Source organism: Pseudomonas sp. SJZ103, assembly GCF_007828335.1.
In the GTDB taxonomy this organism is placed as follows: Bacteria; Pseudomonadota; Gammaproteobacteria; order Pseudomonadales; family Pseudomonadaceae; genus Aquipseudomonas.
On the sequence record NZ_VIUN01000013.1, the window covers coordinates 110,468 to 136,096 of the forward strand.

At 59.5% G+C, this 25,629-nt stretch carries 27 protein-coding genes and 1 tRNA gene; 7 read left to right on the plus strand and 21 right to left on the minus strand.

Translation table 11 applies throughout. The annotated features are described in order from the left end of the window. Nucleotides 1–219 precede the first annotated feature (219 nt). The 6 genes from gcvH (at nt 220) to FBY10_RS24190 (ending at nt 7,341) form a co-directional block, all read left to right on the plus strand. Nucleotides 220–603 carry a glycine cleavage system protein GcvH gene (gene gcvH / locus FBY10_RS24165; protein WP_005790845.1) on the plus strand — a complete coding sequence of 128 codons (384 nt, stop codon included), beginning with the start codon at nt 220–222 and terminating at the stop codon, nt 601–603. Between the two features lie 10 nt (nt 604–613). Beyond that, a complete protein-coding gene (gene gcvP, locus FBY10_RS24170) occupies nt 614–3,454 on the plus strand; it encodes an aminomethyl-transferring glycine dehydrogenase (protein WP_145337867.1) in 2,841 nt (946 codons plus the stop codon). A 157-nt stretch (nt 3,455–3,611) separates the two neighbouring features. Then, complete coding sequence (locus FBY10_RS24175) at nt 3,612–4,988, plus strand: L-serine ammonia-lyase (RefSeq protein ID WP_065947880.1); 1,377 nt, start codon at nt 3,612–3,614, stop codon at nt 4,986–4,988. A gap of 39 nt (nt 4,989–5,027) precedes the next feature. After that, a complete protein-coding gene (gene gcvT, locus FBY10_RS24180; protein WP_131697887.1) occupies nt 5,028–6,152 on the plus strand; it encodes a glycine cleavage system aminomethyltransferase GcvT in 1,125 nt (374 codons plus the stop codon). Between the two features lie 393 nt (nt 6,153–6,545). Continuing rightward, nucleotides 6,546–6,758 (plus strand): cold-shock protein, encoded by a 213-nt coding sequence (locus FBY10_RS24185; RefSeq protein WP_002552288.1) that lies wholly within the window; start codon nt 6,546–6,548, stop codon nt 6,756–6,758. A 94-nt stretch (nt 6,759–6,852) separates the two neighbouring features. Continuing rightward, on the plus strand, nt 6,853–7,341 hold the full coding sequence (locus tag FBY10_RS24190; protein ID WP_131697888.1) for an RDD family protein: 489 nt from the start codon (nt 6,853–6,855) through the stop codon (nt 7,339–7,341). A 75-nt stretch (nt 7,342–7,416) separates the two neighbouring features. Here FBY10_RS24190 and nadA read toward each other — a convergent pair whose 3' ends face one another. The 19 genes from nadA to FBY10_RS24285 all read right to left on the minus strand — a co-directional run bounded on the left by nadA (nt 7,417) and on the right by FBY10_RS24285 (nt 23,722). Next, complete coding sequence (gene nadA / locus FBY10_RS24195; RefSeq protein WP_065925901.1) at nt 7,417–8,475, minus strand: quinolinate synthase NadA; 1,059 nt, start codon at nt 8,473–8,475, stop codon at nt 7,417–7,419. A gap of 238 nt (nt 8,476–8,713) precedes the next feature. After that, nucleotides 8,714–10,153, minus strand: coding sequence for a lactate dehydrogenase (locus tag FBY10_RS24200; RefSeq protein ID WP_145337944.1), 1,440 nt, complete (start codon nt 10,151–10,153; stop codon nt 8,714–8,716). Between the two features lie 451 nt (nt 10,154–10,604). Then, nucleotides 10,605–10,680, minus strand: a tRNA-Lys gene (locus FBY10_RS24205). Nucleotides 10,681–10,790: 110 nt separating this feature from the next. Next, a complete protein-coding gene (gene queE / locus FBY10_RS24210; protein WP_131697889.1) occupies nt 10,791–11,438 on the minus strand; it encodes a 7-carboxy-7-deazaguanine synthase QueE in 648 nt (215 codons plus the stop codon). Nucleotides 11,439–11,601: 163 nt separating this feature from the next. Next, nucleotides 11,602–12,438 (minus strand): tol-pal system protein YbgF, encoded by an 837-nt coding sequence (gene ybgF, locus FBY10_RS24215; RefSeq protein WP_131697890.1) that lies wholly within the window; start codon nt 12,436–12,438, stop codon nt 11,602–11,604. A 6-nt stretch (nt 12,439–12,444) separates the two neighbouring features. Next, the gene (gene pal, locus FBY10_RS24220) at nt 12,445–12,945 is read right to left on the minus strand and encodes a peptidoglycan-associated lipoprotein Pal (RefSeq protein WP_003209827.1); all 501 of its coding nucleotides are present in this window, start codon (nt 12,943–12,945) and stop codon (nt 12,445–12,447) included. A gap of 55 nt (nt 12,946–13,000) precedes the next feature. After that, nucleotides 13,001–14,281, minus strand: coding sequence for a Tol-Pal system beta propeller repeat protein TolB (tolB, locus tag FBY10_RS24225; RefSeq protein ID WP_043293513.1), 1,281 nt, complete (start codon nt 14,279–14,281; stop codon nt 13,001–13,003). 17 nt (nt 14,282–14,298) lie between these two features. Further along, a complete protein-coding gene (tolA, locus tag FBY10_RS24230; protein WP_053135848.1) occupies nt 14,299–15,372 on the minus strand; it encodes a cell envelope integrity protein TolA in 1,074 nt (357 codons plus the stop codon). Beyond that, a complete protein-coding gene (gene tolR / locus FBY10_RS24235) occupies nt 15,372–15,824 on the minus strand; it encodes a protein TolR (RefSeq protein WP_162276129.1) in 453 nt (150 codons plus the stop codon). The genes tolA and tolR overlap by 1 nt, the downstream gene beginning before the upstream one ends. Nucleotides 15,825–15,847: 23 nt before the next feature. Further along, complete coding sequence (gene tolQ, locus FBY10_RS24240; RefSeq protein ID WP_053135845.1) at nt 15,848–16,543, minus strand: protein TolQ; 696 nt, start codon at nt 16,541–16,543, stop codon at nt 15,848–15,850. 1 nt (nt 16,544) lies between these two features. After that, on the minus strand, nt 16,545–17,000 hold the full coding sequence (gene ybgC / locus FBY10_RS24245; protein WP_145337866.1) for a tol-pal system-associated acyl-CoA thioesterase: 456 nt from the start codon (nt 16,998–17,000) through the stop codon (nt 16,545–16,547). Between the two features lie 140 nt (nt 17,001–17,140). Then, complete coding sequence (ruvB, locus tag FBY10_RS24250; RefSeq protein ID WP_003193867.1) at nt 17,141–18,199, minus strand: Holliday junction branch migration DNA helicase RuvB; 1,059 nt, start codon at nt 18,197–18,199, stop codon at nt 17,141–17,143. Further along, nucleotides 18,200–18,811 (minus strand): Holliday junction branch migration protein RuvA, encoded by a 612-nt coding sequence (gene ruvA / locus FBY10_RS24255; RefSeq protein ID WP_003175802.1) that lies wholly within the window; start codon nt 18,809–18,811, stop codon nt 18,200–18,202. It abuts the gene before it with no gap. Between the two features lie 68 nt (nt 18,812–18,879). Further along, entirely contained in the window at nt 18,880–19,404 is a 525-nt protein-coding gene (gene ruvC / locus FBY10_RS24260; RefSeq protein WP_024077147.1) for a crossover junction endodeoxyribonuclease RuvC, read from the minus strand. A 157-nt stretch (nt 19,405–19,561) separates the two neighbouring features. Further along, complete coding sequence (locus FBY10_RS24265; protein ID WP_027605539.1) at nt 19,562–20,308, minus strand: YebC/PmpR family DNA-binding transcriptional regulator; 747 nt, start codon at nt 20,306–20,308, stop codon at nt 19,562–19,564. A 135-nt stretch (nt 20,309–20,443) separates the two neighbouring features. Further along, nucleotides 20,444–22,219: an aspartate--tRNA ligase gene (gene aspS / locus FBY10_RS24270; protein WP_131697891.1), complete on the minus strand. Its 1,776-nt coding sequence runs from the start codon at nt 22,217–22,219 to the stop codon at nt 20,444–20,446. 107 nt (nt 22,220–22,326) lie between these two features. Beyond that, a complete protein-coding gene (locus FBY10_RS24275) occupies nt 22,327–22,548 on the minus strand; it encodes an FmdB family zinc ribbon protein (protein WP_010208103.1) in 222 nt (73 codons plus the stop codon). 179 nt (nt 22,549–22,727) lie between these two features. Beyond that, nucleotides 22,728–23,069, minus strand: a complete 342-nt coding sequence (locus FBY10_RS24280; RefSeq protein ID WP_131697892.1) for a ribbon-helix-helix domain-containing protein — start codon at nt 23,067–23,069, stop codon at nt 22,728–22,730. A 179-nt stretch (nt 23,070–23,248) separates the two neighbouring features. Beyond that, entirely contained in the window at nt 23,249–23,722 is a 474-nt protein-coding gene (locus FBY10_RS24285) for a Dps family protein (protein ID WP_003193874.1), read from the minus strand. A gap of 429 nt (nt 23,723–24,151) precedes the next feature. On the opposite strand from FBY10_RS24285, the gene FBY10_RS32045 reads away from it, so the two are divergent. Continuing rightward, nucleotides 24,152–24,754, plus strand: coding sequence for a cold-shock protein (locus FBY10_RS32045; protein WP_005790922.1), 603 nt, complete (start codon nt 24,152–24,154; stop codon nt 24,752–24,754). 69 nt (nt 24,755–24,823) lie between these two features. On the opposite strand, the gene FBY10_RS24295 is transcribed toward FBY10_RS32045, so the two are convergent. Together FBY10_RS24295 and FBY10_RS24300 are read right to left on the minus strand one after the other, a co-directional pair. After that, complete coding sequence (locus tag FBY10_RS24295; protein ID WP_131697893.1) at nt 24,824–25,030, minus strand: SlyX family protein; 207 nt, start codon at nt 25,028–25,030, stop codon at nt 24,824–24,826. A gap of 3 nt (nt 25,031–25,033) precedes the next feature. Further along, nucleotides 25,034–25,459 (minus strand): HIT domain-containing protein, encoded by a 426-nt coding sequence (locus tag FBY10_RS24300; RefSeq protein WP_145337865.1) that lies wholly within the window; start codon nt 25,457–25,459, stop codon nt 25,034–25,036. Nucleotides 25,460–25,629: the final 170 nt, after the last annotated feature.

Here is a 25,629-nt window from a genome sequence, read left to right on the forward strand (position 1 = left end):
TTGTTTTTTACGCGCCATGCAAGGCTTTGATCCGCATAGGCTTTTTTTCGACGGCCGGAGTGTAGCGAAATCGCTACACACAAATGCGCTATCGTTATAACCGCTTTTACCAAGCCATTGATTAATAAAGAGTTAATGACATTGGCCGCGATATTGCTAAGCAACTCTCCATTATTTCCAATCCCGCCCACCAGACGATTCTGGCCCTGAGGAGTTTCCATGAGCGAGTTGCGTTTCACTGAAGATCACGAATGGCTGCGCGCCGAAGCTGACGGCAGCGTCACCGTGGGTATCACCGCTTTCGCACAGAACGCGCTGGGTGATGTGGTTTTCGTGCAACTGCCGGAGTTGCAGGCCTACGACAAGGGCGCTGAAGCATCCACCGTAGAATCGGTCAAGGCCGCCAGCGGCGTGTACATGCCGTTGGACGGTGAAGTGCTGGAAGTGAACGACAAGCTCGATGGCAGCCCGGAACTGGTCAACGAAGACCCGATGGGCGAAGGCTGGTTCTTCCGCTTTAAACCGGCCGATGCCGATGCGGTAGCTAAACTGTTGGATCAGGACGCGTACGACCGCCTGATCAAAGCCAACGCTGAAGCCTGAGGAGCGCGCCATGACGATCAACCTGAGCACCGCCAACGAATTCATCGCCCGCCACATCGGCCCGCGCCAGGAAGATGAGCAGCAGATGCTCGCCAGCCTGGGCTTCGATTCCCTGGAGGCCCTGAGCGCCAGCGTGATCCCGGAAAGCATCAAGGGCACCAGTGTGCTCGGCCTGGAAGATGGCCTGAGCGAAGCCGAGGCCCTGGCCAAGATCAAGGCCATCGCCAGCCAGAACCAACTGTTCAAGACCTACATCGGCCAGGGCTACTACAACTGCCATACGCCGTCGCCGATCCTGCGCAACCTCCTGGAAAACCCGGCCTGGTACACCGCCTACACCCCGTACCAGCCAGAAATTTCCCAGGGTCGCCTGGAAGCGCTGCTGAACTTCCAGACCCTGATCAGCGACCTCACCGGCCTGCCGATCGCCAACGCCTCGCTGCTCGATGAAGCCACCGCCGCCGCCGAAGCCATGACCTTCTGCAAGCGCCTGAGCAAGAACAAGGGCAGCAACGCCTTCTTCGCCTCTATCCACAGTCACCCGCAAACCCTCGACGTACTGCGCACCCGTGCCGAGCCGCTGGGCATTGACGTGGTCGTGGGCGATGAGCGCGAACTGACCGACGTCAGCCCGTTCTTCGGCGCGCTGCTGCAGTACCCGGCCAGCAACGGTGACGTGTTCGACTACCGCGCACTGACCGAGCGTTTCCACGCCGCCAATGCCCTGGTAGCCGTGGCTGCGGACCTGCTGGCCCTGACCCTGCTGGCCCCACCGGGTGAGTTCGGCGCCGACGTGGCCATCGGCAGCGCGCAACGCTTCGGCGTGCCGCTGGGCTTCGGTGGCCCGCACGCGGCGTACTTCTCCACCAAGGATGCGTTCAAGCGCGACATGCCGGGGCGTCTGGTCGGTGTGTCGGTAGACCGCTTCGGCAAGCCGGCCCTGCGCCTGGCCATGCAGACCCGCGAGCAGCATATCCGCCGCGAGAAAGCCACCAGCAACATCTGCACCGCCCAAGTACTGCTCGCCAACATCGCCAGCATGTATGCCGTGTACCACGGGCCCAAGGGCCTGACCCAGATCGCCAACCGTATTCACCACCTGACCGCGATCCTCGCCAAGGGCTTGACCGCGCTGGGCCTGAAGGTCGAGCAGGAACATTTCTTCGACACCCTGACCCTGCACACCGGTGCCGACACTGCCGCACTGCACGACAAGGCCCGCGCCCAGCGCATCAACCTGCGTGTGGTGGACGCCGAGCGGGTTGGCCTGTCGGTGGACGAAACCACCACCCAAGCCGATATCGAAACCCTGTGGGCGATCTTCGCCGCTGGCAAAGCCCTGCCGGACTTCAACGCCGAGGTGGACAGCCGCCTGCCCGCCGCATTGCTGCGCGAGTCGCCGATCCTCAGCCACCCGGTGTTCAACCGTTATCACTCCGAAACCGAGCTGATGCGCTACCTGCGCAAGCTGGCGGACAAAGACCTGGCCCTGGACCGCACCATGATCCCGCTGGGCTCGTGCACCATGAAGCTCAACGCCGCCAGCGAAATGATCCCAGTGACCTGGGCCGAATTCGGTGCCCTGCACCCGTTCGCCCCGGCCGAGCAAAGTACCGGCTACCTGCAACTGACCTCCGACCTGGAAGCCATGCTCTGCGCGGCCACCGGTTACGACGCGATCTCGCTGCAGCCGAACGCCGGTTCCCAGGGTGAGTACGCCGGCCTGTTGGCGATCCGTGCCTATCACCAGAGCCGTGGTGAAGAACGCCGCGACATCTGCCTCATCCCGTCGTCGGCCCACGGCACCAACCCGGCGACTGCCAACATGGCCGGTATGCGTGTGGTAGTTACGGCCTGCGATGCCCGTGGCAACGTGGACATCGAAGACCTGCGCGCCAAGGCCATCGAGCACCGCGAACACCTCGCCGCGCTGATGATTACCTACCCGTCCACCCACGGCGTGTTCGAGGAAGGTATCCGCGAAATCTGCGGCATCATTCACGACAACGGCGGCCAGGTGTACATCGACGGCGCCAACATGAACGCAATGGTCGGCCTCTGCGCCCCAGGCAAGTTCGGCGGCGACGTGTCCCACCTGAATTTGCACAAGACCTTCTGCATCCCCCACGGCGGTGGCGGCCCGGGCGTTGGCCCGATTGGCGTCAAGTCCCACCTCACGCCATTCCTGCCAGGCCATGCGGCCATGGAACGCAAGGAAGGCGCGGTCTGTGCCGCACCGTTCGGCAGCGCGAGCATCCTGCCGATCACCTGGATGTACATCAGCATGATGGGCGGCGCAGGCCTCAAGCGCGCTTCGCAATTGGCGATCCTGAATGCCAACTACATTTCCCGTCGCCTCGAAGAGCACTACCCCGTGCTCTACACCGGCAGCAACGGCCTGGTGGCGCACGAATGCATCCTCGACCTGCGCCCGCTGAAGGACAGCAGCGGCATCAGCGTGGACGACGTGGCCAAGCGCCTGATCGACTTTGGTTTCCATGCACCGACCATGTCGTTCCCGGTGGCCGGCACGCTGATGATCGAGCCGACCGAAAGTGAATCCAAGGAAGAACTGGACCGCTTCTGCGACGCGATGATCGCCATCCGCGAAGAAATCCGCGCGGTGGAAAACGGCACCCTGGACAAGGACGACAACCCACTGAAAAACGCCCCGCACACCGCAGCGGAACTGGTGGGCGAATGGAGCCACCCCTACAGCCGTGAACAAGCGGTGTACCCGGTAGCCTCGTTGATCGAAGGCAAGTACTGGCCGCCGGTTGGCCGGGTCGACAATGTGTTTGGTGACCGCAATCTCGTATGCGCATGCCCTTCAATCGAGAGCTACGCGTAACCTGAGGCTGAACTCAATCAAATGTGGGAGGGGCTTGCTCCCGATGGCGGTTTTACATTCAACATCTCTGTTGACTGACACACTGCCATCGGAAGCAAGCCCCTTCCCACATTGACCGAGTACACCCAATACATAACAAGAAACCGGAGAACAACTCATGTCTTTAAGCGTGTTCGACCTGTTCAAGATTGGCATCGGCCCCTCCAGTTCCCACACCGTCGGCCCCATGCGTGCGGCCGCTCGGTTCGTCGAGGGCCTCAAGCGTGACAACCTGCTGAGCGCCACCACCGGCATCAAGGTGGAACTCTATGGCTCCCTCGGCGCCACCGGTAAAGGCCACGGCAGCGACAAGGCCGTGCTGCTGGGCCTGGAAGGCGAACACCCGGACACCGTGAACACCGAAACTGTTGCCGCACGCCTGGCGCAGATGCGCGGCGACGGTCGCTTGAACCTGCTCGGCGAACACAGCATTGCGTTCAACGAGAAAGAACACCTGGCGATGATTCGCAAACCCCTCGCCTATCATCCCAACGGCATGATTTTTCGTGCCTTTGATGCGGCGGGTATCCAGATCCGCAGCCGCGAGTACTACTCGGTGGGCGGCGGTTTTGTGGTGGATGAAGACGCTGCCGGCGCCGACCGGATCGTCGAAGATGCCACTCCACTGACGTTCCCGTTCAAGCATGCCAAGGACTTGCTTGGCCATTGCACTACCTATGGGCTGTCCATCAGCCAAGTGATGCTGACCAATGAAAGTGCCTGGCGCCCGGAAGCGGAAACCCGCGCCGGCCTGCTGAAGATCTGGCAAGTGATGCAGGACTGCGTGGCAGCCGGCTGTCGCAACGAAGGCATCTTGCCCGGCGGCTTGAAGGTCAAGCGTCGCGCTGCCGCCTTGCATCGCCAGTTGTGCAAGAACCCGGAGTCGGCCCTGCGCGACCCGCTGTCGGTACTCGATTGGGTCAACCTGTACGCCCTGGCCGTGAACGAAGAAAACGCCAACGGCGGGCGCGTGGTCACGGCGCCCACCAACGGCGCGGCCGGGATTGTGCCGGCGGTGCTGCATTACTACATGCGCTTTATCCCCGGCGCGAACGAAGACGGCGTGGTGCGCTTCCTGCTCACCGCCGCCGCCATCGGCATTCTCTACAAGGAAAACGCCTCGATCTCCGGGGCCGAAGTTGGTTGCCAGGGTGAAGTCGGCGTGGCCTGTTCCATGGCCGCTGGCGCGTTGTGCGAAGTATTGGGCGGTACGGTTTCCCAGGTGGAAAACGCCGCCGAGATCGGCATGGAACACAACCTCGGCCTGACCTGTGACCCGATTGGCGGGCTGGTGCAGGTGCCTTGCATCGAGCGCAATGCCATGGGCTCGGTGAAGGCCATCAATGCGGTGCGCATGGCCTTGCGTGGCGATGGGCAACACTTCGTCTCGCTGGACAAGGTTATCCGCACCATGCGCCAGACCGGCGCCGACATGAAAAGCAAATACAAGGAAACCGCCCGTGGCGGTTTAGCGGTCAACATTATCGAGTGCTGACGCCTAAAGGCGCGCCAGCACGTTTTTCAGGAGCTGAATATGTCCACCGAAACCCTGTTGAAAACCCCATTGCACGCCCTGCACCTCGAGTTGGGTGCACGCATGGTGCCCTTCGCCGGCTACGACATGCCGGTGCAATACCCACTGGGCGTGATGAAGGAACACCTGCACACCCGTGAACAGGCCGGGTTGTTCGACGTGTCCCACATGGGCCAGATCCGCCTCACCGGCGCCAACGCCGCCAAGGCTCTGGAAACCCTGGTACCGGTCGACATCATCGACCTGCCGGTCGGCATGCAGCGCTACGCGATGTTCACCAATGACCAAGGCGGCATCCTCGACGACCTGATGGTGGCGAACCTGGGTAACGACGAACTGTTCCTGGTGGTCAACGCCGCCTGCAAGGACCAGGACCTGGCGCACCTGCGCCAGCATCTCGGCGACCAGTGCAGCATCGAGCCGCTGTTCGAAGAGCGCGCCCTGCTCGCCCTGCAAGGCCCGGCCGCGGTTAAGGTGCTGGCGCGCCTGGCACCGGAAGTCACCCGGATGACTTTCATGCAGTTCGCCTCACTGCGCCTGCTGGGCGTGGACTGCTACGTCAGCCGCTCCGGCTACACCGGTGAAGACGGCTTTGAAATCTCCGTGCCCGCCGCCAACGCCGAAAGCCTGGCGCGCAGCCTGCTGGCCGAGGACGAAGTGCAGGCCATCGGCCTGGGCGCCCGTGACTCGCTGCGCCTGGAAGCCGGCCTGTGCCTGTACGGCCACGACATGAACACCGAGACCACCCCGATCGAAGCCAGCCTGTTGTGGGCGATCTCCAAGGCCCGTCGCACCGACGGTGCGCGCGCCGGTGGCTTCCCGGGTGCCGACCGCATCTTCACCCAGCAGCAAACCGGTGTGAGCCGCAAGCGCGTGGGTCTGCTGCCCCAGGAGCGCACGCCTGTACGTGAAGGCGCAGAGATAGTCGATGAACACGGCACCGTGATCGGCAGCGTGTGCAGCGGTGGCTTTGGCCCGAGCCTGGGTGGCCCACTGGCCATGGGTTATCTGGACAGTGCATTCATCGCACTGGACACCGAGGTCTCTGCGTTGGTGCGTGGGAAAAAAGTGCCACTTCGTGTAAGCAAAATGCCATTTGTGCCGCAACGTTACTATCGTGGCTGATTGACTGTTCCTATAAGTAACGCGGTTGCATTAACGTGCACTAATCTGTAACGCAACCGCCATAAAATAGTGCAGCAACGATAGGCATTATTATAGGAATTAACCTATAACAAGTGACCCATTCTATCGAATAAGCAAGCCTCCCATTATTCAGCGAAGTGCCCTGTGGCCGAGTAAACGCTGGGCTTTTGGCAGGGCTTGTTTTTTCTCCATTAGTTGGCGTAGAGTTTGCCCACTGTGTTTGCATGGGTCGCTTGGAACCTGGACCTGGGCAGTAGCTGAAGTAGTTGTGCTACAACCCGTTCGACGTCTCTTACTTTCCTGCAACCCAGCCCAGTACTCTTTCATGCGAAAGGGGCTGTCATTAATTTTTAGCGTCAAGGAAATAAGAAAATGGCTGATCGTCAGAGCGGTACCGTCAAGTGGTTTAACGACGAGAAAGGGTTTGGTTTTATCACTCCAGAAAGCGGTCCGGATCTGTTCGTGCATTTCCGCGCTATTCAAGGCAACGGCTTCAAAAGCCTGAAGGAAGGCCAGAAGGTCACCTTCGTTGCGGTGCAAGGCCAGAAAGGCATGCAGGCTGACGAAGTACAAGCAGAAGCCTGATCCTTTCTGCAACAAAAAGCCCCTGAGATGACATCAGGGGCTTTTTTATGGGCGCTATTCCGTAAAATGGATTTTTTCCTCAGAGAGCCCTGCCATGCCCAAACCCTTGCTGAGTCCCCAAGGCGAGTTCCCCGCCGTTGGCCTGGGCCGTCGCCTGGCAGCGATGTTCTATGACTTCCTGTTGTGCACTGCCCTGCTGATCGTCACCGCGTTTATCTACAAGCTGGTGTGGATCGCGTTCGTGGGCGAAGCCAAGATGCGCACCCTCACCGAATCCGGCGCGCTGGACGGTGACCCGCTGCTGTCGACGATTCTGTTCTTTGTGCTGTTTGGTTTCTTTGCCAAGTTCTGGACCCATTCCGGGCAAACCCTGGGCATGCAGGTCTGGGGCGTACGCGTGCAAAACGCCGACGGCTCGCGAATCAGCCTGTGGCAGGCGCTGTTGCGCTTTGTGGTGTCGATTGCATCGTGGTTGTGCGTGGGGCTGGGGTTTGTCTGGTCGTTGTTCGACAAGCAGAAACGCAGCTGGCATGACATCTATTCGGACACGCAGTTGGTGCGGATTCCGAAGCAAAAGAAATAACCCACTGCCTGAACGAGATCAAAATGTGGGAGGGGGCTTACCCCCTCCCACATTTTTAACCGAGTTCGCCTCCGTTCAAGCGTTACCGGCCAGCCTCAGGCGCGCAGCCTGGGTGAAATCCAGCATGCGCTTGAGCGGTCGCACGGCGTGAGGAATCACCGAAGGCTCGACGAATATCTCGTTACTGCCTTCACGCAGGCACTGCAGCGTGCGCTCCAGCGTATTCATCGCCATCCACGGGCAGTGTGCGCAACTGCGGCACGCGGCGCCGTTGCCGGCTGTGGGCGCTTCGACGAAGACCTTGTCCGGGCACAGCTGCTGCATCTTGTAGAAGATGCCGCGATCGGTCGCCACGATGAAGGTCTTGTTCGGCAGACGCTGTGCCGCCGCAATCAACTGGCTGGTGGAGCCCACCGCGTCGGCCAGTTCGATCACCGAGGTCGGCGATTCCGGGTGCACCAGGATCGCTGCGTCCGGGTACAGCGCCTTCATGTCCTCCAACTGCTTGGACTTGAACTCCTCGTGGACGATGCACGCACCGTCCCACAGCAACATGTCGGCACCAGTCTGGCGCTGGATGTAGGTACCCAGGTGCTTGTCCGGGCCCCAGATGATGGTCTCGCCGTTGTCCATCAGGCTTTCGACGATTTCCAGCGCGCAGCTGGAGGTCACCACCCAATCGGCCCGGGCCTTGACCGCCGCCGAGGTGTTGGCATACACCACCACGGTGCGCTCGGGATGCTGGTCGCAGAACGCTGAAAACTCATCCACCGGACAACCCAGGTCCAGGGAGCAGGTGGCTTCCAGGGTCGGCATGAGGATGCGTTTTTCGGGGGTGAGGATTTTGGCGGTCTCGCCCATGAAACGTACACCGGCGACCAATACGGTCTTGGCCGGATGGGCTGCGCCGAAGCGGGCCATTTCCAGGGAGTCGGAGACACAGCCACCGGTTTCTTCGGCCAGGGCCTGGATCACCGGATCGCAGTAGAAATGGGCAACCAGCACCGCGTCCTGAGCCTTGAGCTCGGCGGCGATGGCGGCACGCAGGCTCGCCTCTTCCTCGGCGCTGAGGGCCTTGGGCTGCTTGGCGTCGAGGTGGGCTTGAACCAGTAGGCGTTCGGAAATGTGCGTCATGTTCGCAAGACCTGCAGGCGCAGTTGCGCGAAAGTCGAGTGTACCACCGGCTCTGGAGCCCTTCGGGCGCCGCCGGACGAAGTGATTGTGTTCATCAAGCACGGGTAAAGGTGAAGCTGCGCAAGGCTACAGAATATCGAATGGATTCAAAAGCCTAATCTGACTTTCGCGAGTGCGTCTGGCGGGCAAAAAAAACGGGAAACCCCGCCATTGGGGTTTCCCGTTTTTACGACGGCCGTCAGCGTGTCAGTGCAGAGGGATCTTCCTGCAACATCACCGATTCATGCATGTTCGCCAGGGCGTCCTTCAAGGTCGACTCTTGCAGCGCGTCCTTGGACTTCTTGCTTTGCGTCGCCGCGTACTCCAGCAGCACCAAATAGTCGCGCTGGACCGAGGCTTGCTTGGGCACAAAGGTCTCGTCGACTAACTTGCCCAGCACGTATTTCTGCGTGCGGGTGGACTGGCTGGCCTCTTGCGAAACAGAGGCGTTGGTCAGCAGGCCATCCTTATAGGCGAGGTTGGCCGAACTGCTCGCGTTGTCCTCAACCTGCACATAGAGGTAGTTTTGCGAGTTTTCATCGCGAGTCAGTTCCGGGGTTTTACTGCCATCAAGGCCCTTGTGATAACTGGCCGAAAGCCTCGACTGCTGGTCCTGAGTCACGCTGCGGTCCAATGCGCTGCTGCCACTGACACGGGTCTTCTGCGACACGTTGTAGGCAAAACTGTCGATTTCAGAGGGGCGCATCGGGTTGGAGGATTCGCTGGTTTGCTTGATGGAGGCCTTGAAGTCCGCCAGGCCGGTCAGCAAGCCTTGGTCCGTCGGGTTGCGGGTCAGCGCCTCAGGAAGGCTGACACCTTGCGGGTAGTTGCTGTTCATGGCACTGAACGCGTCCTTGAACATCGTCATCAGGTCCGCCTTGGCATTGCCACGCTCCTGCGCCCGGTCAAACTGGGCCAGGTAGCTTTTCAGCGCCTTGGCCTGCTGCTGGGCGTTACCCAGGATCGCAGCGTTTTTCAGGTCTACCGCCAGGTTCACTTCGCCGTCCGGACCACTCATGCGCGTGGTTCGGCGCTGAGCGTCGGCGTGGAAGGCCAGAGTCTGGTTCTGACCGTCCAGCGTTTTCACTTTAGCGTTGAGGTCAACCGAGGCCAGTACCTTGGGGTCAAACTTGGTCAGGTTACCCAGATCAAGTTTAGGCGGCGTTGCGGTAAGGCCATCGATCGCTGATTGGAAGGCGCTGCCCAGTTTGCCGACGGCCTTGAGTTCGTCGTCGGTCAGGCTGCCCCCTTCCACGGTTGCCTGCACGCCCAGGCCGTCGCTCTGGCTGGCCAGGCTGAAGGTGACGGTCTTGCCGCTGGCGGTCTTGATACTGAGGCTGACCAGGTTGTCGGCGCTGTTGCGCAGCAGCGTCTGGTCGACTTTGATCTCACCAGCATTTTGCGCGCGGTCGGCGCTCGCGTAGAGCACAGACTGAGAAATGTTCGTACCGTTCTTGGCGAACAGCTCCACAAGGCCGGCGCCCAGGCCATTGAAGCGATTGGCTGTCGACAATGAATTGAAATTGGTATTGATCGCCTTGCTGAGGGCGTCCTGGCTGTCGCTCTCCCACGCTCGCACGACCTCCTGGCCGCGCAATTGGCCGCGACGCGAGTAGGTATCGGCAAGCGTATCAGACATCACATTGCCCAGACTGACGACCGAAGAGGGTCGTGCAACGGCGGTAGAGGTGCTCTGCGCAAGGCTGACCGAAGGTTCGGTGGGCCGAATACCCAGTGTATTGACGGAGCTGATAGGCGAAAGCGTAGTCATGACGATCCCTGTCTTGAGTTGAACAGCCTTGATTAAACCCAACCAGCCCGACACAGGGCAAGCGATAAAAACGGTAATAGCACATTGACTCTTCCCTCGCTGGAGGGTTTACGCTCCGCGCCTTACTCATCATCACCGCATCCTGAAAGTTGAGCGTTCAGAATAGGGCGTGCTCGTAACAAAAGAGTCAACAGGTGCCTTGGCCAAATGCTGGCATTGCCGGGTGCATTGCGCACCTGTCAGGCCCAAATCACAGGCAAAAAAAAACCCGGAAATCCTCACTTGCGTGGGCCTTCCGGATTTTCTAAACCGCCAAAAATGGTGGGTCGTGTGGGATTCGAACCTACGACCAATTGGTTAAAAGCCAACTGCTCTACCAACTGAGCTAACGACCCGCTGTGTGGTGGCGCGTATAATACTGATTTCTAAGGATTATTCAACACCTTATTTTAAAAAATCTGAAATAACGCGTTGGGGCCGCAATTGCGGTCGTTTGTGCGACCTCTCAGCGACCCGGCTCGTCGTTCCACAGGTACTTGTGCAACTGCAATTGCAAGCGTACCGGCAGGTTGTCCGCCACCACCCAGTCCGCCAGGTCGCGCGCGTTCAGGTCGTGGTGGCTTGGGGAAAACAGCACTTCGCCGGCTCGACGGTCGAGACCGTATTGGATCAACTTGGAGTTGGCCCAGTCGTAGTCCTCACGGGAACAGATGACGAACTTGACCTGATCGTTGGGCGTCAGCAGCTCGATGTTCTCGTAGCGGTTGCGATGAGCTTCCTTGGAACCTGGGGTCTTGAGGTCGACCACGCGACTGACGCGTGAGTCGACTGCGGAGATGTCCAAGGCACCGCTGGTTTCCAGGGACACTTCATAACCGGCATCACACAATTGCTTAAGCAATGGGATGGCATTGGGCTGGGCCAGGGGCTCGCCACCGGTCACGCAGACATAGCGAGGCTTGAAGCCGGCAACCTGCTCCAGGATGTCGTCGAGGGTGCGCAGGGTACCGCCACTGAAGGCGTAGGCGCTGTCACAGTATTGGCAACGCAAAGGGCAACCGGTGAGGCGCACGAAGACAGTAGGCAGCCCAGCGGTTCGCGTTTCACCCTGTAACGAGTAAAAAACTTCGGTAATACGTAATGTGTCTTGCATAGTCGCCACGGGCGTAACAGCTAAACAGGCTGTCCGCCTCCGTCAGGCACTTCAAGGAACCCCGCCAACGCGCAGGTACCAGGAAGCGTGTGTCATAAAAGGGCGTGGATTCTAACGAAAAAACCCGCGCCAGGCGCGGGTTTCTTCTAAACGGCTGCATCGCTTACAAGCGTTGCAGATCCCGTTGAGCCAACTGTGCAGCGGAGGTACCCGGATATTGGGCTACGACCTGCTGCAGAATGCCTTTGACCTTATCGGTATGACCCAGGCGGCGCTCCACGTCAGCGAGCTTATACAGCGAGTCCGGCACCTTGGCGTGCTTGGGGTACAGCTGGCTGACCTTGGCAAATGCCTGGCCCGCCCCCTGCAGATCACCCTTTGCCAGGTTCACCTCGCCCAACCAGTACTGGGCGTTGCCCGCGTACTGGCTGTTTGGGTAGCGGCCCAGGAAAGCGGTAAAGGCTTTGCTGGCCTTATCGAAATCCTTGGCCTTGATCAGGTCGAAGGCTGCATCGTAATACAGCTTTTCCTTCGCCGGATCACCCGGTTCACTGCCGGCGGCAGGGGCTTGGCTCGCAGCTGCGGCCCCTGCTGCAGCACCACCGATAGCCGCGCTGGGCGCGCCACCGGCAGAAGAATTATCAGGAGTAGCGGCAGGTGTAACACCGGCTCCTATACGTCGATCAAGATCCTGGTAACGCTCCAGGCCTTCTTGCTTCAGCTGACGCACCTCATTTTGCAGAACTTCAATGGTGCCTTGTTGCTGCGCCAATTGATCCTGCATGCGTTGCAGCTGGTTGAACAGTTCGCCCTGTGCCGAGGGAGCGGACGTAGCCGCCCCCCCAGCATAGGCGCCGTTCGTGCCATAACCCGCTGGCGGATAGCTGCTCCCGCTATTGTTATAGCCAGAGTTGCTATCTTCCACAGGAACCGCAGCCCACACCGCAAGCGGAGCGAGGCTGAGAGCCAATACAGTTAGAGCACGACGGCACGTTCGCATGACGAATTACTTACGCAGTTCGACGCGACGGTTTTGAGCCCAGGACTGCTCGTCGTGGCCAGTAGCAACTGGACGCTCTTTACCGTAGGAAACCAGTTCCAGTTGGCCTGGAGCAACACCTTGCAGTACCAGGTAGCGCTGAACGGCTTTCGCACGACGCTCGCCCAGTGCCATGTTGTACTCACGAGTACCACGTTCGTCAGTGTTACCTTCCAGAACAACGCGAGCGCCGTTAGCTTTCAGGTCCTTCGCGTGAACGTCCAGAGCGCGCATGGCTTCTGGTTTCAGGTCCGAACTGTCGTATTCGAAGTAGAAAGTGGTGATAGCGCGCAGAGCAGCTTCTTCGCTCAGGGAGCCGTCAACTGCACCAGTGTTAGCGCCGTAACCAGCGTTTGGATCAACAGCTGCGCCTTCACCGGCATTGTCGCCGCCTTTAGACGAGCAACCAACGGCTACGGACAGAGCCAGAGCCAGAGCAGCAAACTTACCAAACTTCAGCATTTCCATCGTGAAACTCCTAATGAACCCCAGTGTGTTAAGTACTTCTTTTTGTAGCGCCGCGTCAGTTCAGGTAAGGGGACCAGGACGGTTCTCTGACTTCGCCTTGTGCGGTAGGAAGCGGGAGCCTTACGCGTCCATTAATGGACACGAGCATCAAGACTCCCCGGCCCTGCTGGCGGGTGGCGTAGATTACCATGGTGCCGTTGGGCGCAACAGTGGCTGACTCATCAAGGTTGGTATCTGTGAGGATTTTTACCGTTCCACGCTGCAAATCCTGGGCCGCAACCCGGAAATTAGTGAAACCATCCTGACGGTGAATCATCACCAACGTCTTTTCATCAGCTGAAAGCTTAGGATTGGCGTTGTAGTTACCGATAAAGGTCACGCGTTCCGCGCCCCCACCGCCAACGCTCGTTTTGTAGATTTGCGGCTTGCCGCCGCGGTCGGAGGTGAAGTAGATGGTCGAACCATCCTTACCCCAGAACGGTTCGGTGTTGATGCCTGGACCGCTGGTCACGCGGCTGATCTGGCGCGAAGCCATGTTCATCACGTAGATGTCCGGGTTACCGTCTTTGGACAGCACGAATGCCAGGCGCGAACCATCCGGCGACCAGGCCGGTGCACCGTTGAGGCCTTCGAAGTTGGTGATCTGCTCACGACGGCCAGTATCGATGTGCTGGACGAAGATACGCGGACGCTTCTGTTCGAAAGACACGTAGGCAATACGCTTGCCGTCCGGCGCGAAGCGCGGCGACAGGATTGGTTCACGCGATTGCAGCAAGGTAACAGCGCGCGCACCGTCGTAGTCCGAACGCTGCAGGGTGTAGCGAGTGTTGTCTACGGAGAAACGCTCGGCCGTTACATAAAGCAGACGCGTCGAGAACGCCCCCTTGATGCCGGTGAGTTTTTCAAACGACTGGTCCGAGATGTAGTGGGCCATGTCGCGCAGTTGTTCGGCGGTACCCGATACGCTGCCGGTCAAGACCTGCTGCTCGGTGGCCACGTTGAACAAGGTGTACTGGATCTGCAGGCGACCGCCGGCCGGCGTGATGCTGCCGACCATCAGGTACTGCGCGCCCACCGCTTTCCAATCACGGAAGATGACTTCGCTGGCCTGGGTCGGCTGGCTGATCATGTTGCCTTTCGGAATCGGTGCGTAGTAACCGGAATTGCGCAGGTCGTCACTGACGATCTGAGCCATGTCGTCCGGCAGCACGCTGCCGCCCTGCCAACCAAACGGTACTACCGCGATCGGGGTGGCCCGATCGCTACCGCTGGTGACCAGGATGTTCTTTTCATCCGCCGCCGCTATCCCTGCCATACAGCAAATAACGACAAGCATTCCTCGAAGAAGGTTTCTCACAAGGCTAGATCCTCAGGTGTGAATGTCATCTTGAATGAACGATAGGGAGCGAAGTCGCTTGGTTTCATTCCCTGCATCTCGGTCAACCGGCCAATATTCTTGACCGCGGCAACCGCCGAACTGTCGAACGAACCGTCACCACTGGACTTGGCCACGCTGACCGAAGTCACCGTACCGTCCGGCAACATGCCGATCTGCAGCACTACTGTCATGCCTTTGCGTGCCGAAGGTGGACGTGTCCAGCCTTCTGCTGCCCGCGCCCGAATCAGGTCGTCGAAACTGCCCGCGACTTCATCGCCACGCTCATCGGCCAAGGCTTGCTGACGCTGCGGCGTGTCGGAGAGCAAATCTGCCAAGGCCTGGGCCTTTTTCTCTTCGGCGGATTTACGCGCTGCTTCCTGGGCCTTTTTCTTGGTGGCATCGGCGGCAGCTTTCTTCTTCGCGTCGTCGGCGATTTTCTTCTTCGCCTCGTCTGCTTCAGCTTTTTTCTTGGCGTCTTCGGCGGCTTTCTTTTTCGCGTCTTCGACTATTTTCTTCTTGGCGTCTTCAGCGGCCTTTTTCTTGGCCTCTTCTTCGGCAGCCTTTTTGGCTTCTTCTTCAGACTTCTTCTTGGCTATATCAGCCAATTGTTTCTCTTCAGCTTTTTTAGCTTCGGCAGCTTTCTCGGCTTTCTTGGCTTCATCAGCCTTTTTCGCCTCGTCGGCCTTCTTGGCTTCGTCAGCCTTTTTCGATTCCTCGGCCTTTTGAGCCGCCTCTTCTTTCTTTTGTTCCGCAGCAGCCTTCACCGCTTCCTGCTCGACCTTCTTCTGTTCCATCTGTTCGACTTCAGTCTGGCGCGCGGCCGACTTCTGGGCCTCACCCGCAATCTTCTGATTGGTCTGGGTGGTGGCCTGGCTTTTCGATTTCAGCTGATACAGGGTCGCCTGCACGATCGGCTTGGCTGGCGGCAGGTCCGGGGTCATGGCAAAGCTGACGAACAGCATGCCAAAGACCAGGACGTGCAGGGCAATCGCCCAGACGCTAGGCCAGAAGAAGCTTTCCGAGGCGGACGGCTCTCGCTGTTGGTGCATCAGGGCGCCTCGGTAATCAAGCCAACGTTACCGACGCCGGCCTTCTGCAGCCCGCCCATGGCGCCCATGACGGAACCGTAGTCGACCGACTTGTCGCCGCGGATGAACACCTGGGTGTGCTTGCCGCCTTCGTTACCGGAGCGAATGATCTTGGTCACCGCATCGGTCATCGCCGGCAGGGTCAGAGCCTTGTCCTGCTGCTTCTGGGTGTCGACTTCGCTGCCAAGGTTCCAGTAATAGGTCTTGTCAGACTTGATCGAAATGGTCAGGACCTGGGTGTTGTTGTCTTGCGGCAAGGCTTCACTGGAAACCTTGGGCAGATCAACCTTCACGCCCTGGTTGAGCATCGGCGCGGTCACCATGAAGATCACCAGCAGCACCAGCATCACGTCGATGTAGGGCACTACGTTCATCTCGGCGACCGGCTTGCGCTTTTTGCGAGCTCGAGCGATTAAAGCCATTGGGAATTACCTGCTTATTCTTCGCTGGTGTGCACTTTACGGTGCAGGATCGCCTGGAATTCATCGGCGAAGGTGTAGTAACGGCTGATCAACGTTTCGCTGGTGGCAGCAAAGCGGTTGTAGGCAATTACTGCGGGGATAGCGGCGAACAGGCCGATCGCGGTGGCGATCAGGGCTTCGGCAATACCCGGGGCCACGGTGGCCAGGGTCGCTTGCTGGGCCTGGGCCAGGCCGCGGAACGAGTTCATGATCCCCCACACGGTACCGAACAGGCCGATGTACGGGCTGACGGAACCGACGGTAGCGAGGAACGGCAGGCTCTGCTCCAGTTTCTCTTCTTCACGGGAAATGGCGACGCGCATGGCACGGGCCACGCCTTCCATGACCGCTTCCGGATCAACACCCGGCTGTTGGCGCAGGCGCGAGAACTCCTTGAAGCCGGCGCGGAAGATCTGCTCGACGCCCGAGTCCGGGTCCGGGTTGCTGCCGGCCTGGCGGTACAGCTTGGACAGGTCGATACCCGACCAAAAGCGCTCTTCAAAGCTCTCCAGGGCACGTCGACCGGCACGCAGCAGGTTGCTGCGCTGAAAAATCATGACCCAAGAGGTAACCGATGCGGCTACCAGGGTCAGCATCACCAGTTGAACCACAACACTGGCATTGCTGACCAGGCTCCACATGGAGGAATGGTCGACGACGGTAGGTTCCACGCTAAATCTCCTGCTTTGATTGTTTACCCGCGCCGCTCACGGCGGCAAAGGCCGCACGTAGAGTTTCGGGAATGGCCCGAGGTTTCAAACTGTTGGTGCGCACACACGCCACCAGAAACTGCCCCTCACAGAGCAGCGTTGTATCCGTTGCCCGCCTGACCTGCTGCTTGAAACGCAGGCTGGCACGGTTCAATTCGATTACTTCAGCGCTGACCAGCAGTTCGTCGTCCAGTCGCGCCGGTGCGTGGTAACGCGCCTCGCTGGAATGCACGACGAATAACAGGTCCTCCCCTGCCAGCTGGGATTGGGCAAAGCCCAGCTCCCGTAGCCGCTCGGTACGAGCCCGCTCCATGAACTTGAGGTAATTGACGTAATACACGATGCCGCCAGCATCGGTGTCCTCGTAATAAACGCGACAGCGATGTGCGAACGACTGATCCCCGTTTTGCGCGCGCATACTCTAGTGCTTACTCCTCAGGTTGCCAATCCGGTCGGGCAACTGTTTTTTCATTCTCGAAAAACATATCCAGTGACTGAATGACGACGCCCGCCACTAGGACAGCACAAACATCGAATAAATCGACTGGCGTGAAGCTTTTAATCGTCCACTGCATCAAGGAATTCGTCTACCACGGGCATCTCACCCAATCGTGACGGAATGTTTAACCCGAAGTGCAGATAGGCATGGCGCGTCACCACCCGGCCCCTTGGCGTGCGCATGATATAGCCTTGCTGGATCAGGTATGGCTCCAGCACATCTTCGATGGTATGACGCTCTTCACTGATGGCCGCCGCCAGGCTGTCGACACCCACCGGGCCACCGTCGAACTTCTCGATCATGGTCAAGAGCAGGCGCCGGTCCTGATGATCGAAGCCGTGCTCGTCCACATCCAACAGGTTCAAGGCCAGGTCCGCCACGGCTTTGGTGATATGCCCCTTGGCCCGAACTTCGGCAAAGTCACGCACGCGACGCAGCAGGCGGTTGGCAATCCGTGGCGTGCCCCGGGCCCGACGAGCGATCTCAAACGCGCCTTCCGGGTCCAGGGGCAAGCCGAGAATACTCGCCGAACGGCTGACGATGGTCGCCAGGTCTGCCGTGCTATAGAACTCAAGACGCTGAACGATACCGAAACGGTCTCGCAGCGGGTTGGTCAACATGCCCGCACGCGTGGTCGCGCCCACCAGGGTGAAGGGTGGCAAGTCGAGCTTGATCGAGCGGGCCGCCGGGCCTTCGCCAATCATGATGTCGAGCTGGAAGTCTTCCATCGCCGGGTACAGCACTTCCTCGACAATTGGCGAGAGCCGGTGGATTTCATCGATAAACAGCACATCGTGCGGTTCGAGGTTGGTGAGCAACGCCGCCAAATCACCTGGCCGCTCCAGCACCGGGCCGGAGGTGGACTTGATCGACACGCCCATTTCCTGGGCAATGATGTTGGCCAGGGTGGTTTTACCCAGCCCCGGCGGGCCGAAGATCAAGGTGTGGTCCAGGGACTCACTGCGCCCGCGCGCGGCCTGGATAAACAACTCCATCTGCTCGCGCACAGTGGGCTGGCCGATGTATTCGGCCAGGCTCAGGGGGCGGATGGCGCGGTCCTGGACTTCTTCACGGTCGCGCGGGCCAGTGGCCGCGATCAGACGATCAGCTTCAATCACTTAAATCATTCCCTTCAGGGCGCGGCGGATCATGTCTTCGCTGCTCAGGTTCTTGTCCTTGATGGCCGAGACGGCCTTGCTGGCCTCCTGGGGTTTGTAGCCCAGGGAGATCAGCGCACTGACGGCGTCGCTTTCAGCACTCGCGACCTGGCCCGCCGGCATGTCCGGCTGGTTCGGCACCAGGGCAAACATGCTCGGCACCACCTCCCAGGCCTTAAAGCGGTCCTTGAGCTCCACCAGCAGGCGCTCGGCGGTCTTTTTGCCGACGCCCGGCACCTTGGTCAGTGCCGAGGTATCCTGGGCCGAAACGGCACGTACCAGCTCATCCACTTCCAGGCTCGACATCAACGCGAGGGCCAATTTAGGCCCCACGCCATTGAGGCGAATCAGTTCGCGGAAGAAGTCGCGATCGCGCTTACCAATGAAACCATAGAGTAGTTGCGCGTCTTCGCGCACCACCAGATGGGTATGCAGCGTTATCGGTTCACCGACCGACGGTAGGCGGTACAGGGTGGTCATGGGCACTTCCAGCTCATACCCCAGCCCGTTTACATCCAGAATCAGGTGCGGCGGCTGTTTCTCAGCCAGGGTGCCGCGCAAGCGTCCAATCACGGTTCAGATCCTTAAAGCTTGGGGGTCAGAGCGAGGCCTGACCGGAAATAACGATTGCGCTGATGCTATCAGAGACGCAGGCGCCCGCCACGACTGCGTGCCGTACCCAAGCCGTGAGGCAGAAGGCTGGAACGGGTATGCGCATGGCAAATGGCAATGGCCAGGGCGTCGGAGGCATCGATCTGCGGTTTTGAGGTGAGCTTGAGCATATGCATGACCATCATCTGCACCTGCTCTTTATTTGCCGCTCCGGTGCCGACCACGGCCTGCTTGACCTGGGTCGCGGTGTACTCGGCGATCTCCATGCCCTCCTCGGCGCCGGCGACGATGGCGGCGCCACGGGCCTGGCCAAGCTTCAACGCCGAATCAGCGTTTTTTGCCATGAACACCTTTTCGATGCCCATGGTCACCGGTCCGTAGGTCTGGATCACTTCACGCACGCCACGATAGACGATCTGCAGGCGCTCAGCCAACTCGCCCGCGCCGGTACGGATACAGCCCGAGGCCACATACACGCAACCACGCGGGGTGTGTTGCACCACGCCAAAACCGGTGATGCGCGAACCGGGGTCGATACCTAGGATTAAAGTCATAACGCCTGCGGGTTGGGTAAACACAATTTTTGATACACCGTAGTTCCAATGTGGGAGGGGGCTTGCTCCCGATGGCAATCGTCCAGTTAGACATAAGCTGACTGATACACCGCCATCGGGAGCAAGCCCCCTCCCACATTTGGATCTACGTCATTCTTCAGCCTAGCTGTTCGGCCACTGACTCCGGGATGTCGGCATTCGAGTACACGTTTTGCACATCATCCAGGTCTTCGAGCATGTCGAGCATCTTCAGCACTTTCTGCGCACCGTCCAGGTCCAGCTCGGCACTGGTGGTCGGCAACATCACGATCTCGGCGTCGGAGCCTTTGAAACCGGCCGCTTCCAGGGCGTTACGCACGGCGTAGAAGCCGGCGAACGAGGTAAACACGTCGATGGAGCCATCTTCATTGGTCACCACGTCGTCGGCATCCGCCTCCATCGCCGCTTCCATCAGCGCATCTTCATCCACACCCGGCGCGAAGGAGATCTGCCCCTTGCGCTCGAACAGGTAGGCCACCGAACCGTCAGTCCCCAGGTTACCGCCACACTTGCTGAACGCATGACGCACGGCGGCGGCGGTACGGTTGCGGTTATCGGTCATGCATTCGACCATTACTGCCACGCCACCTGGGCCGTAGCCTTCGTAGGTCAGCTCGACCATATCGTCGGTGTCGGCAGCACCCGCGCCACGGGCCACGGCACGGTCGATGATGTCACGACTCATGTTGGCGCCCAGAGCCTTGTCCAGCGCCAGGCGCAGACGCGGGTTGGAGCCCGGGTCACCACCGCCCTGGCGGGCAGCGACCGTCAGCTCGCGAATCCACTTGGTGAAGATCTTGCCTTTCTTGGCATCCTGACGCTCTTTGCGGTGCTTGATGTTCGCCCACTTCGAATGGCCAGCCATAACACAACTCCGAAATTCTCTAGAAACCTTATCAACCCCACCCTGGGTGGGATACACCCCTTGTAACGCAAAGGCGCATCCGAAGATGCGCCTTTTTTGACTGCGTAAACCTCAGTGCGCTTTCACGCAGCAGCCTTACTCAGCCTTCGGCGTCTCGCGCAGGCGGATATGCAGCTCGCGCAGCGCCTTGGCATCCACCACACCTGGAGCCTGGGTCATGACGTCCGCAGCACTCTGGGTTTTCGGGAAGGCAATCACTTCACGGATCGACTGGGCGCCGGTCATCAGCATTACCAGACGGTCCAGACCGAAAGCCAGGCCACCGTGGGGCGGCGCGCCGTATTTCAGGGCGTCGAGCAGGAAGCCAAATTTCTCTTCCTGTTCCGCTTCGTTGATGCCCAACAGGCGGAACACCGCTTGCTGCATCTCCTTGCGGTGGATACGGATCGAACCGCCACCCAGCTCAGTACCGTTCAACACCATGTCATACGCGCGGGACAGCGCGCCTGCCGGGTTGGCTTCCAACTCTTCAGGCGAGCACTTCGGCGCGGTGAACGGGTGGTGCAAGGCGCTGAAGCTGCCGTCGTCATTTTCTTCGAACATCGGGAAGTCGACGACCCACATCGGCGCCCACTTGCAGGTCAGCAGGTCCAGGTCGTGGCCCAGCTTGATCCGCAGCGCGCCCAGGGCTTCGCTGACGATCTTGGCCTTGTCGGCGCCGAAGAACACGATGTCGCCATCGACCGCACCGACGCGATCCAGGATCACGTTCAGGTTGGCTTCCGGGATGTTTTTCACGATCGGCGATTGCAGGCCGTCAACGCCATTGGCGCGCTCATTGACCTTGATGTACGCCAGGCCCTTGGCACCGTAGATGCCGACGAACTTGGTGTAGTCGTCGATCTGCTTGCGCGGCATGCTCGCGCCGCCAGGCACGCGCAGGGCGGCGATGCGGCATTTAGGGTCGTTGGCCGGCCCGCTGAACACCTTGAAGTCGACATCCTTGAGTTGGTCGGCCACGTCCACCAGTTCCAGCGGGTTACGCAGGTCTGGCTTGTCGGAACCGTAGCGGCGCATGGCTTCTTCGAAGGTCATGTGCGGGAATTCGCCGAACTCCAGGTCCAGCACTTCCTTGAACAGGTTGCGGATCATCTGCTCAGTGATACCCATGATCTCTTTTTCATCGAGGAAGCTGGTCTCGATGTCGATCTGGGTGAATTCCGGCTGACGGTCGGCGCGCAGGTCTTCGTCGCGGAAGCACTTGGCGATCTGGTAGTAACGGTCAAAGCCGGCCACCATCAGCAGTTGCTTGAACAGCTGCGGCGATTGCGGCAAGGCGAAGAAACTGCCGGCGTGGGTACGGCTAGGCACCAGGTAGTCACGCGCGCCTTCCGGGGTGGCCCGGGTCAGGATAGGCGTTTCGACGTCGAGGAAGCCGTTCTCGTCGAGGAAGCGGCGGATGCTGGTGGTCATGCGCGAACGCAGGCGCAGCTTCTCGGCCATTTCCGGACGACGCAGGTCAAGGAAGCGGTAGCGCAGGCGGGTTTCTTCGCCGACGTCGGAGTATTCGTTGAGCGGGAACGGCGGGGTTTCCGATTCGTTCAGTACTTCCAGCTCGTAGCCCAGCACTTCGATCGCACCCGACGCCATGTTCGCGTTCACGGCACCGGCCGGACGCAGGCGAACCTTACCGGTGATCTTCACGACGTACTCGCTGCGCACGCGGTCGGCGGCGGCGAAGCTCTCGGCGCGGTCCGGGTCGAACACCACCTGGGCCAGACCATCACGATCGCGGATATCGAGGAAAATCACCCCGCCGTGGTCGCGGCGACGGTGAACCCATCCGCAAAGAGTGATTTCCTGACCATCCAGGGTCTCGTTCAGTTGGCCGCAATAGTGGCTGCGCATCATGGTAGTGGTTTCACTTCTCGTAATTCGAAATTCGGTGGAGGCCCGCCTCGTCACCGTACATTAAAGCAGGGGACGGATAATGCAGGAGCCTGCGCGTAGAGTTCAACTCAGTCTGCTTTGTCGCCGCCCGCCAGGTTTTTCTTCGAGCCGGTCTTGAAGTCGGTCTCGTACCAGCCGCTGCCGCTCAGGCGGAAGCCCGGCATGGACAACATCTTCTTGAGCTCCGGTGCCTGGCAGGCAGGGCAATCGACCAGCGGCGCTGCGCTGATCTTCTGGATGGCTTCCAACTGATGTCCACAGGAAGCACATTGATAGTCGTACATGGGCATGGCGATGTCTCGGCGATCGATCGTTACTGTGCCGCGCCCGCTCCTGATAGAGAGCAGAGGGAGAAAGCCCCGGCAGCAGCAAAGCGCGGGATTATATCTGGTAAATCAAGGCAGCGCAGCCGGCTTTCTGCCCGGAGCATGGTCCACCTCAACGGCGGACCAGCCCGGAGGCCTGCCGATTACTCAGGGTTCGGTGAGGTAGCACGGCCTTTTAACAGATGAACCACACACACCACCCTGACCAACCCACTGAAGTTCTTCACTCCTCCATACCGCAAGTGCACTTCCCGATCGACATAGGACAGCAATGCACTGACAGAGCAGGCATTGATCCTGGCTATTTCCGTGAGGATATTCCAATAGATCTGCTCAAGCCGAAGACAAGTGGAAAACCCATTGAGCCTTACCGATCGGGACAATGGCTTGGCCAGCCCCATATCGAAACCCTTGGCGAAGGGGTCGACGTTTATCTTGTGGAAACCACCGGTTTCCATCACTCCAACATCCACTCCACGTGACATACACCTGACACTCCATTGCCAAACAACAGCCCATGGGTTCTCCCATTGGACAGTAGCCCTATAAGACAGCAGGACGAGGCAGGCAGCCAGAAGACGGGGCGTTGATAGGCGTAGGACAACGCCAGGAAATGCGTGGAAACAAGCAAGTGGCGCCATAACGGCGCCACTGCGGGTGACGGTTACTGGTTTTCGAGCAGGGAGCGAAGCATCCACGCGGTTTTCTCGTGAACCTGCATGCGCTGGGTCAGCAGGTCCGCGGTCGGCTCATCGCTGACCTTGTCGAGCAACGGGAAAATACCGCGTGCGGTACGTGTGACCGCCTCCTGGCCCGCCACCAGTTGCTTGATCATCTCTTCTGCGCTGGGTACACCCTCTTCTTCCTTGATGGAGGAAAGTCGGGCATAGATCGAATAGGCGCCCGGCGCCGGGAAACCCAGGGCACGGATACGCTCGGCTATGGAGTCCACCGCCAGCGCCAGCTCGTTGTACTGCTCTTCGAACATCAGGTGCAGCGTGCGGAACATAGGGCCCGTGACGTTCCAATGGAAGTTATGGGTCTTCAGGTACAGTACATAGGTATCGGAAAGCAGTCGTGAAAGCCCATCGACGATGGATTTACGATCTTCTTCACTGATACCGATATCGATTGCCATGTTTATCCCCTTCAATTGACAAGCATTCATTGATCAGGTGCAGGACCACTCTAGCAAGAGCGCCGGAGATGCGCAGCCCGACACCCTCGGGCGAGATGCGGCAAATCGTCCCTGCACGACCGATCAGCACTTGCAGGACAAGCCTTTGGGGCGCATAGGAAATTTCCTTTGAAGCCGCCTGAAACACCTGCACATGTCTAGGACAAGCGTTTCCCGCAGAAATGCCGTGCCCCTTTCAGCCCCGGAAAATGCTTGATTTGAGTAGGCACGGCCTTTGCTGTTAAATAGGCAGCGTGTCGCCGCCGTTAATTTCCACGGCAAGCGGCATAGGCTGATACCCGCGCACGTGCCCAGCGCCTCCCATTGTTCAGAAGCGAACCGTGCCAGTCAGCTCTTCCTTGTGATCCGTCTTAACGTGAGTTAATCAAAATGTTGAAAATCGTCCACCTGCTAACGGGCGTTGCAGCGTTGCTGCTGTCCTTTATCCCGAGCCTGCAGCCTGAAAGCCTGCCCTACCTGCAACAACACGACGCTCTGTACCTGGCCTTGTTCGGCCTTCTTAACCTGACGCTCGCTCCGGTAATCCCTTACTGGAACAAAGGCACGCGTCATCAACTGCAAAACCTGGTCAGCGCGCTGCTGGTACTGACCGTTGTCGTACAAACCCTCACCCTCCTGGCACCTATGCCTGAAGTCGGCGGCCACCCGGCCATCCTGCTCAGCCTGGTGATTGCTGTGGTCGCCATCGTTCTTCATCTGGCCATTAGCTTCTACCGTTCGTCCCCGGCGGCCGCGTCGCAAAACTACGACATGACCAATCGGGATACCGGTACCGTCAAGTGGTTCAACACCTCCAAAGGCTTCGGCTTTATTTCCCGCGATTCGGGCGACGATATCTTCGTCCACTTCCGGGCCATCCGTGGCGAAGGCCATCGCGTCCTGGTGGAAGGCCAGCGCGTGGAATTCTCCGTCATGAACCGCGACAAAGGCCTGCAAGCCGAAGACGTGATCGCTGCCCTGCCGCGCCGCTGATTCCAGCCGTCGCAGCAAAAAAAACCGCGATCCAGCTTGGCTGGGTCGCGGTTTTTTATTGCACTCGGATTAATAGTGCGGTGGCGGCGCCTCTTCTTCGGACGTCTCGAACTGGCCACCCATTTCTTCCTGACGCTTGAGCAGCGCGGTTATCTGCAGTTGCAGGCGTTCAACCGCGCGCTGCTGGGCGACCAGGATGTCATTGAGGGTTTCGATGGTGTCGTCCTGAAAGGCCAGGCGGCTTTCCAGATCGGTAACGCGGTCTTGCAGATCCATGATTCAGCCCTGGGTAAAGATGAAGTCGGCCGGCAGCAACTCGCGCAGGCGCACACGAATGGCCGCCACTTGTTCTTCAGTGTACGGCTTTGCCGGATGCTTGCCCCACACGGGTGCCGGCCAGGCGGCGTCATCACGCTTGCGTACGATCACATGCACGTGCAATTGGCTGACGACATTACCCAGCGCACCAATATTCATCTTGTCGGCGGCCAAACCTTCGTTCAGCCACTGCGCCAGGGCCGTTGTTTCCTTCCAGAGGATTTGTTGATCTGCGACATCCAGCTGAAACACTTCGCTGATACCGTTGATGCGTGGCACCAGAATGAACCAGGGGTAGTTCGAATCATTGGACAGCAGCAGGCGGCACAGCGGGAAGTCCCCGATGACCAGTGTGTCTTGTTGCAAGCGTTGATCTAAGGCGAACACCACGGGCACTCCGTTGGGCAGGTCAAGTTCAGGACGCCAGCATACCTTCGAACGCCCCAGGCTTCACGGCGAATGCTGAAAACCGAATGCACCGCGATAAAAAACTGCACCCTTTAGAGGCAGGCCAATATTTGAGCTACGCTAACCCGGGCCTCGCAGGGGCGCACCAA

Bases quoted from the DNA above. Each gene is read 5' to 3' on its own strand.
- gcvH (WP_005790845.1), top strand. From the start codon at position 220: ATGAGCGAGTTGCGTTTCACTGAAGATCACGAATGGCTGCGCGCCGAA.
- gcvP (WP_145337867.1), top strand. From the start codon at position 614: ATGACGATCAACCTGAGCACCGCCAACGAATTCATCGCCCGCCACATC.
- FBY10_RS24175 (WP_065947880.1), top strand. From the start codon at position 3,612: ATGTCTTTAAGCGTGTTCGACCTGTTCAAGATTGGCATCGGCCCCTCC.
- gcvT (WP_131697887.1), top strand. From the start codon at position 5,028: ATGTCCACCGAAACCCTGTTGAAAACCCCATTGCACGCCCTGCACCTC.
- FBY10_RS24185 (WP_002552288.1), top strand. From the start codon at position 6,546: ATGGCTGATCGTCAGAGCGGTACCGTCAAGTGGTTTAACGACGAGAAA.
- FBY10_RS24190 (WP_131697888.1), top strand. From the start codon at position 6,853: ATGCCCAAACCCTTGCTGAGTCCCCAAGGCGAGTTCCCCGCCGTTGGC.
- nadA (WP_065925901.1), bottom strand. From the start codon at position 8,475: ATGACGCACATTTCCGAACGCCTACTGGTTCAAGCCCACCTCGACGCC.
- FBY10_RS24200 (WP_145337944.1), bottom strand. From the start codon at position 10,153: ATGTCTGATACGCTTGCCGATACCTACTCGCGTCGCGGCCAATTGCGC.
- queE (WP_131697889.1), bottom strand. From the start codon at position 11,438: ATGCAAGACACATTACGTATTACCGAAGTTTTTTACTCGTTACAGGGT.
- ybgF (WP_131697890.1), bottom strand. From the start codon at position 12,438: ATGCGAACGTGCCGTCGTGCTCTAACTGTATTGGCTCTCAGCCTCGCT.
- pal (WP_003209827.1), bottom strand. From the start codon at position 12,945: ATGGAAATGCTGAAGTTTGGTAAGTTTGCTGCTCTGGCTCTGGCTCTG.
- tolB (WP_043293513.1), bottom strand. From the start codon at position 14,281: ATGCTTGTCGTTATTTGCTGTATGGCAGGGATAGCGGCGGCGGATGAA.
- tolA (WP_053135848.1), bottom strand. From the start codon at position 15,372: ATGCACCAACAGCGAGAGCCGTCCGCCTCGGAAAGCTTCTTCTGGCCT.
- ybgC (WP_145337866.1), bottom strand. From the start codon at position 17,000: ATGCGCGCGCAAAACGGGGATCAGTCGTTCGCACATCGCTGTCGCGTT.
- ruvC (WP_024077147.1), bottom strand. From the start codon at position 19,404: ATGACTTTAATCCTAGGTATCGACCCCGGTTCGCGCATCACCGGTTTT.
- FBY10_RS24265 (WP_027605539.1), bottom strand. From the start codon at position 20,308: ATGGCTGGCCATTCGAAGTGGGCGAACATCAAGCACCGCAAAGAGCGT.
- aspS (WP_131697891.1), bottom strand. From the start codon at position 22,219: ATGATGCGCAGCCACTATTGCGGCCAACTGAACGAGACCCTGGATGGT.
- FBY10_RS24275 (WP_010208103.1), bottom strand. From the start codon at position 22,548: ATGCCCATGTACGACTATCAATGTGCTTCCTGTGGACATCAGTTGGAA.
- FBY10_RS24280 (WP_131697892.1), bottom strand. From the start codon at position 23,069: ATGTCACGTGGAGTGGATGTTGGAGTGATGGAAACCGGTGGTTTCCAC.
- FBY10_RS24285 (WP_003193874.1), bottom strand. From the start codon at position 23,722: ATGGCAATCGATATCGGTATCAGTGAAGAAGATCGTAAATCCATCGTC.
- FBY10_RS32045 (WP_005790922.1), top strand. From the start codon at position 24,152: ATGTTGAAAATCGTCCACCTGCTAACGGGCGTTGCAGCGTTGCTGCTG.
- FBY10_RS24295 (WP_131697893.1), bottom strand. From the start codon at position 25,030: ATGGATCTGCAAGACCGCGTTACCGATCTGGAAAGCCGCCTGGCCTTT.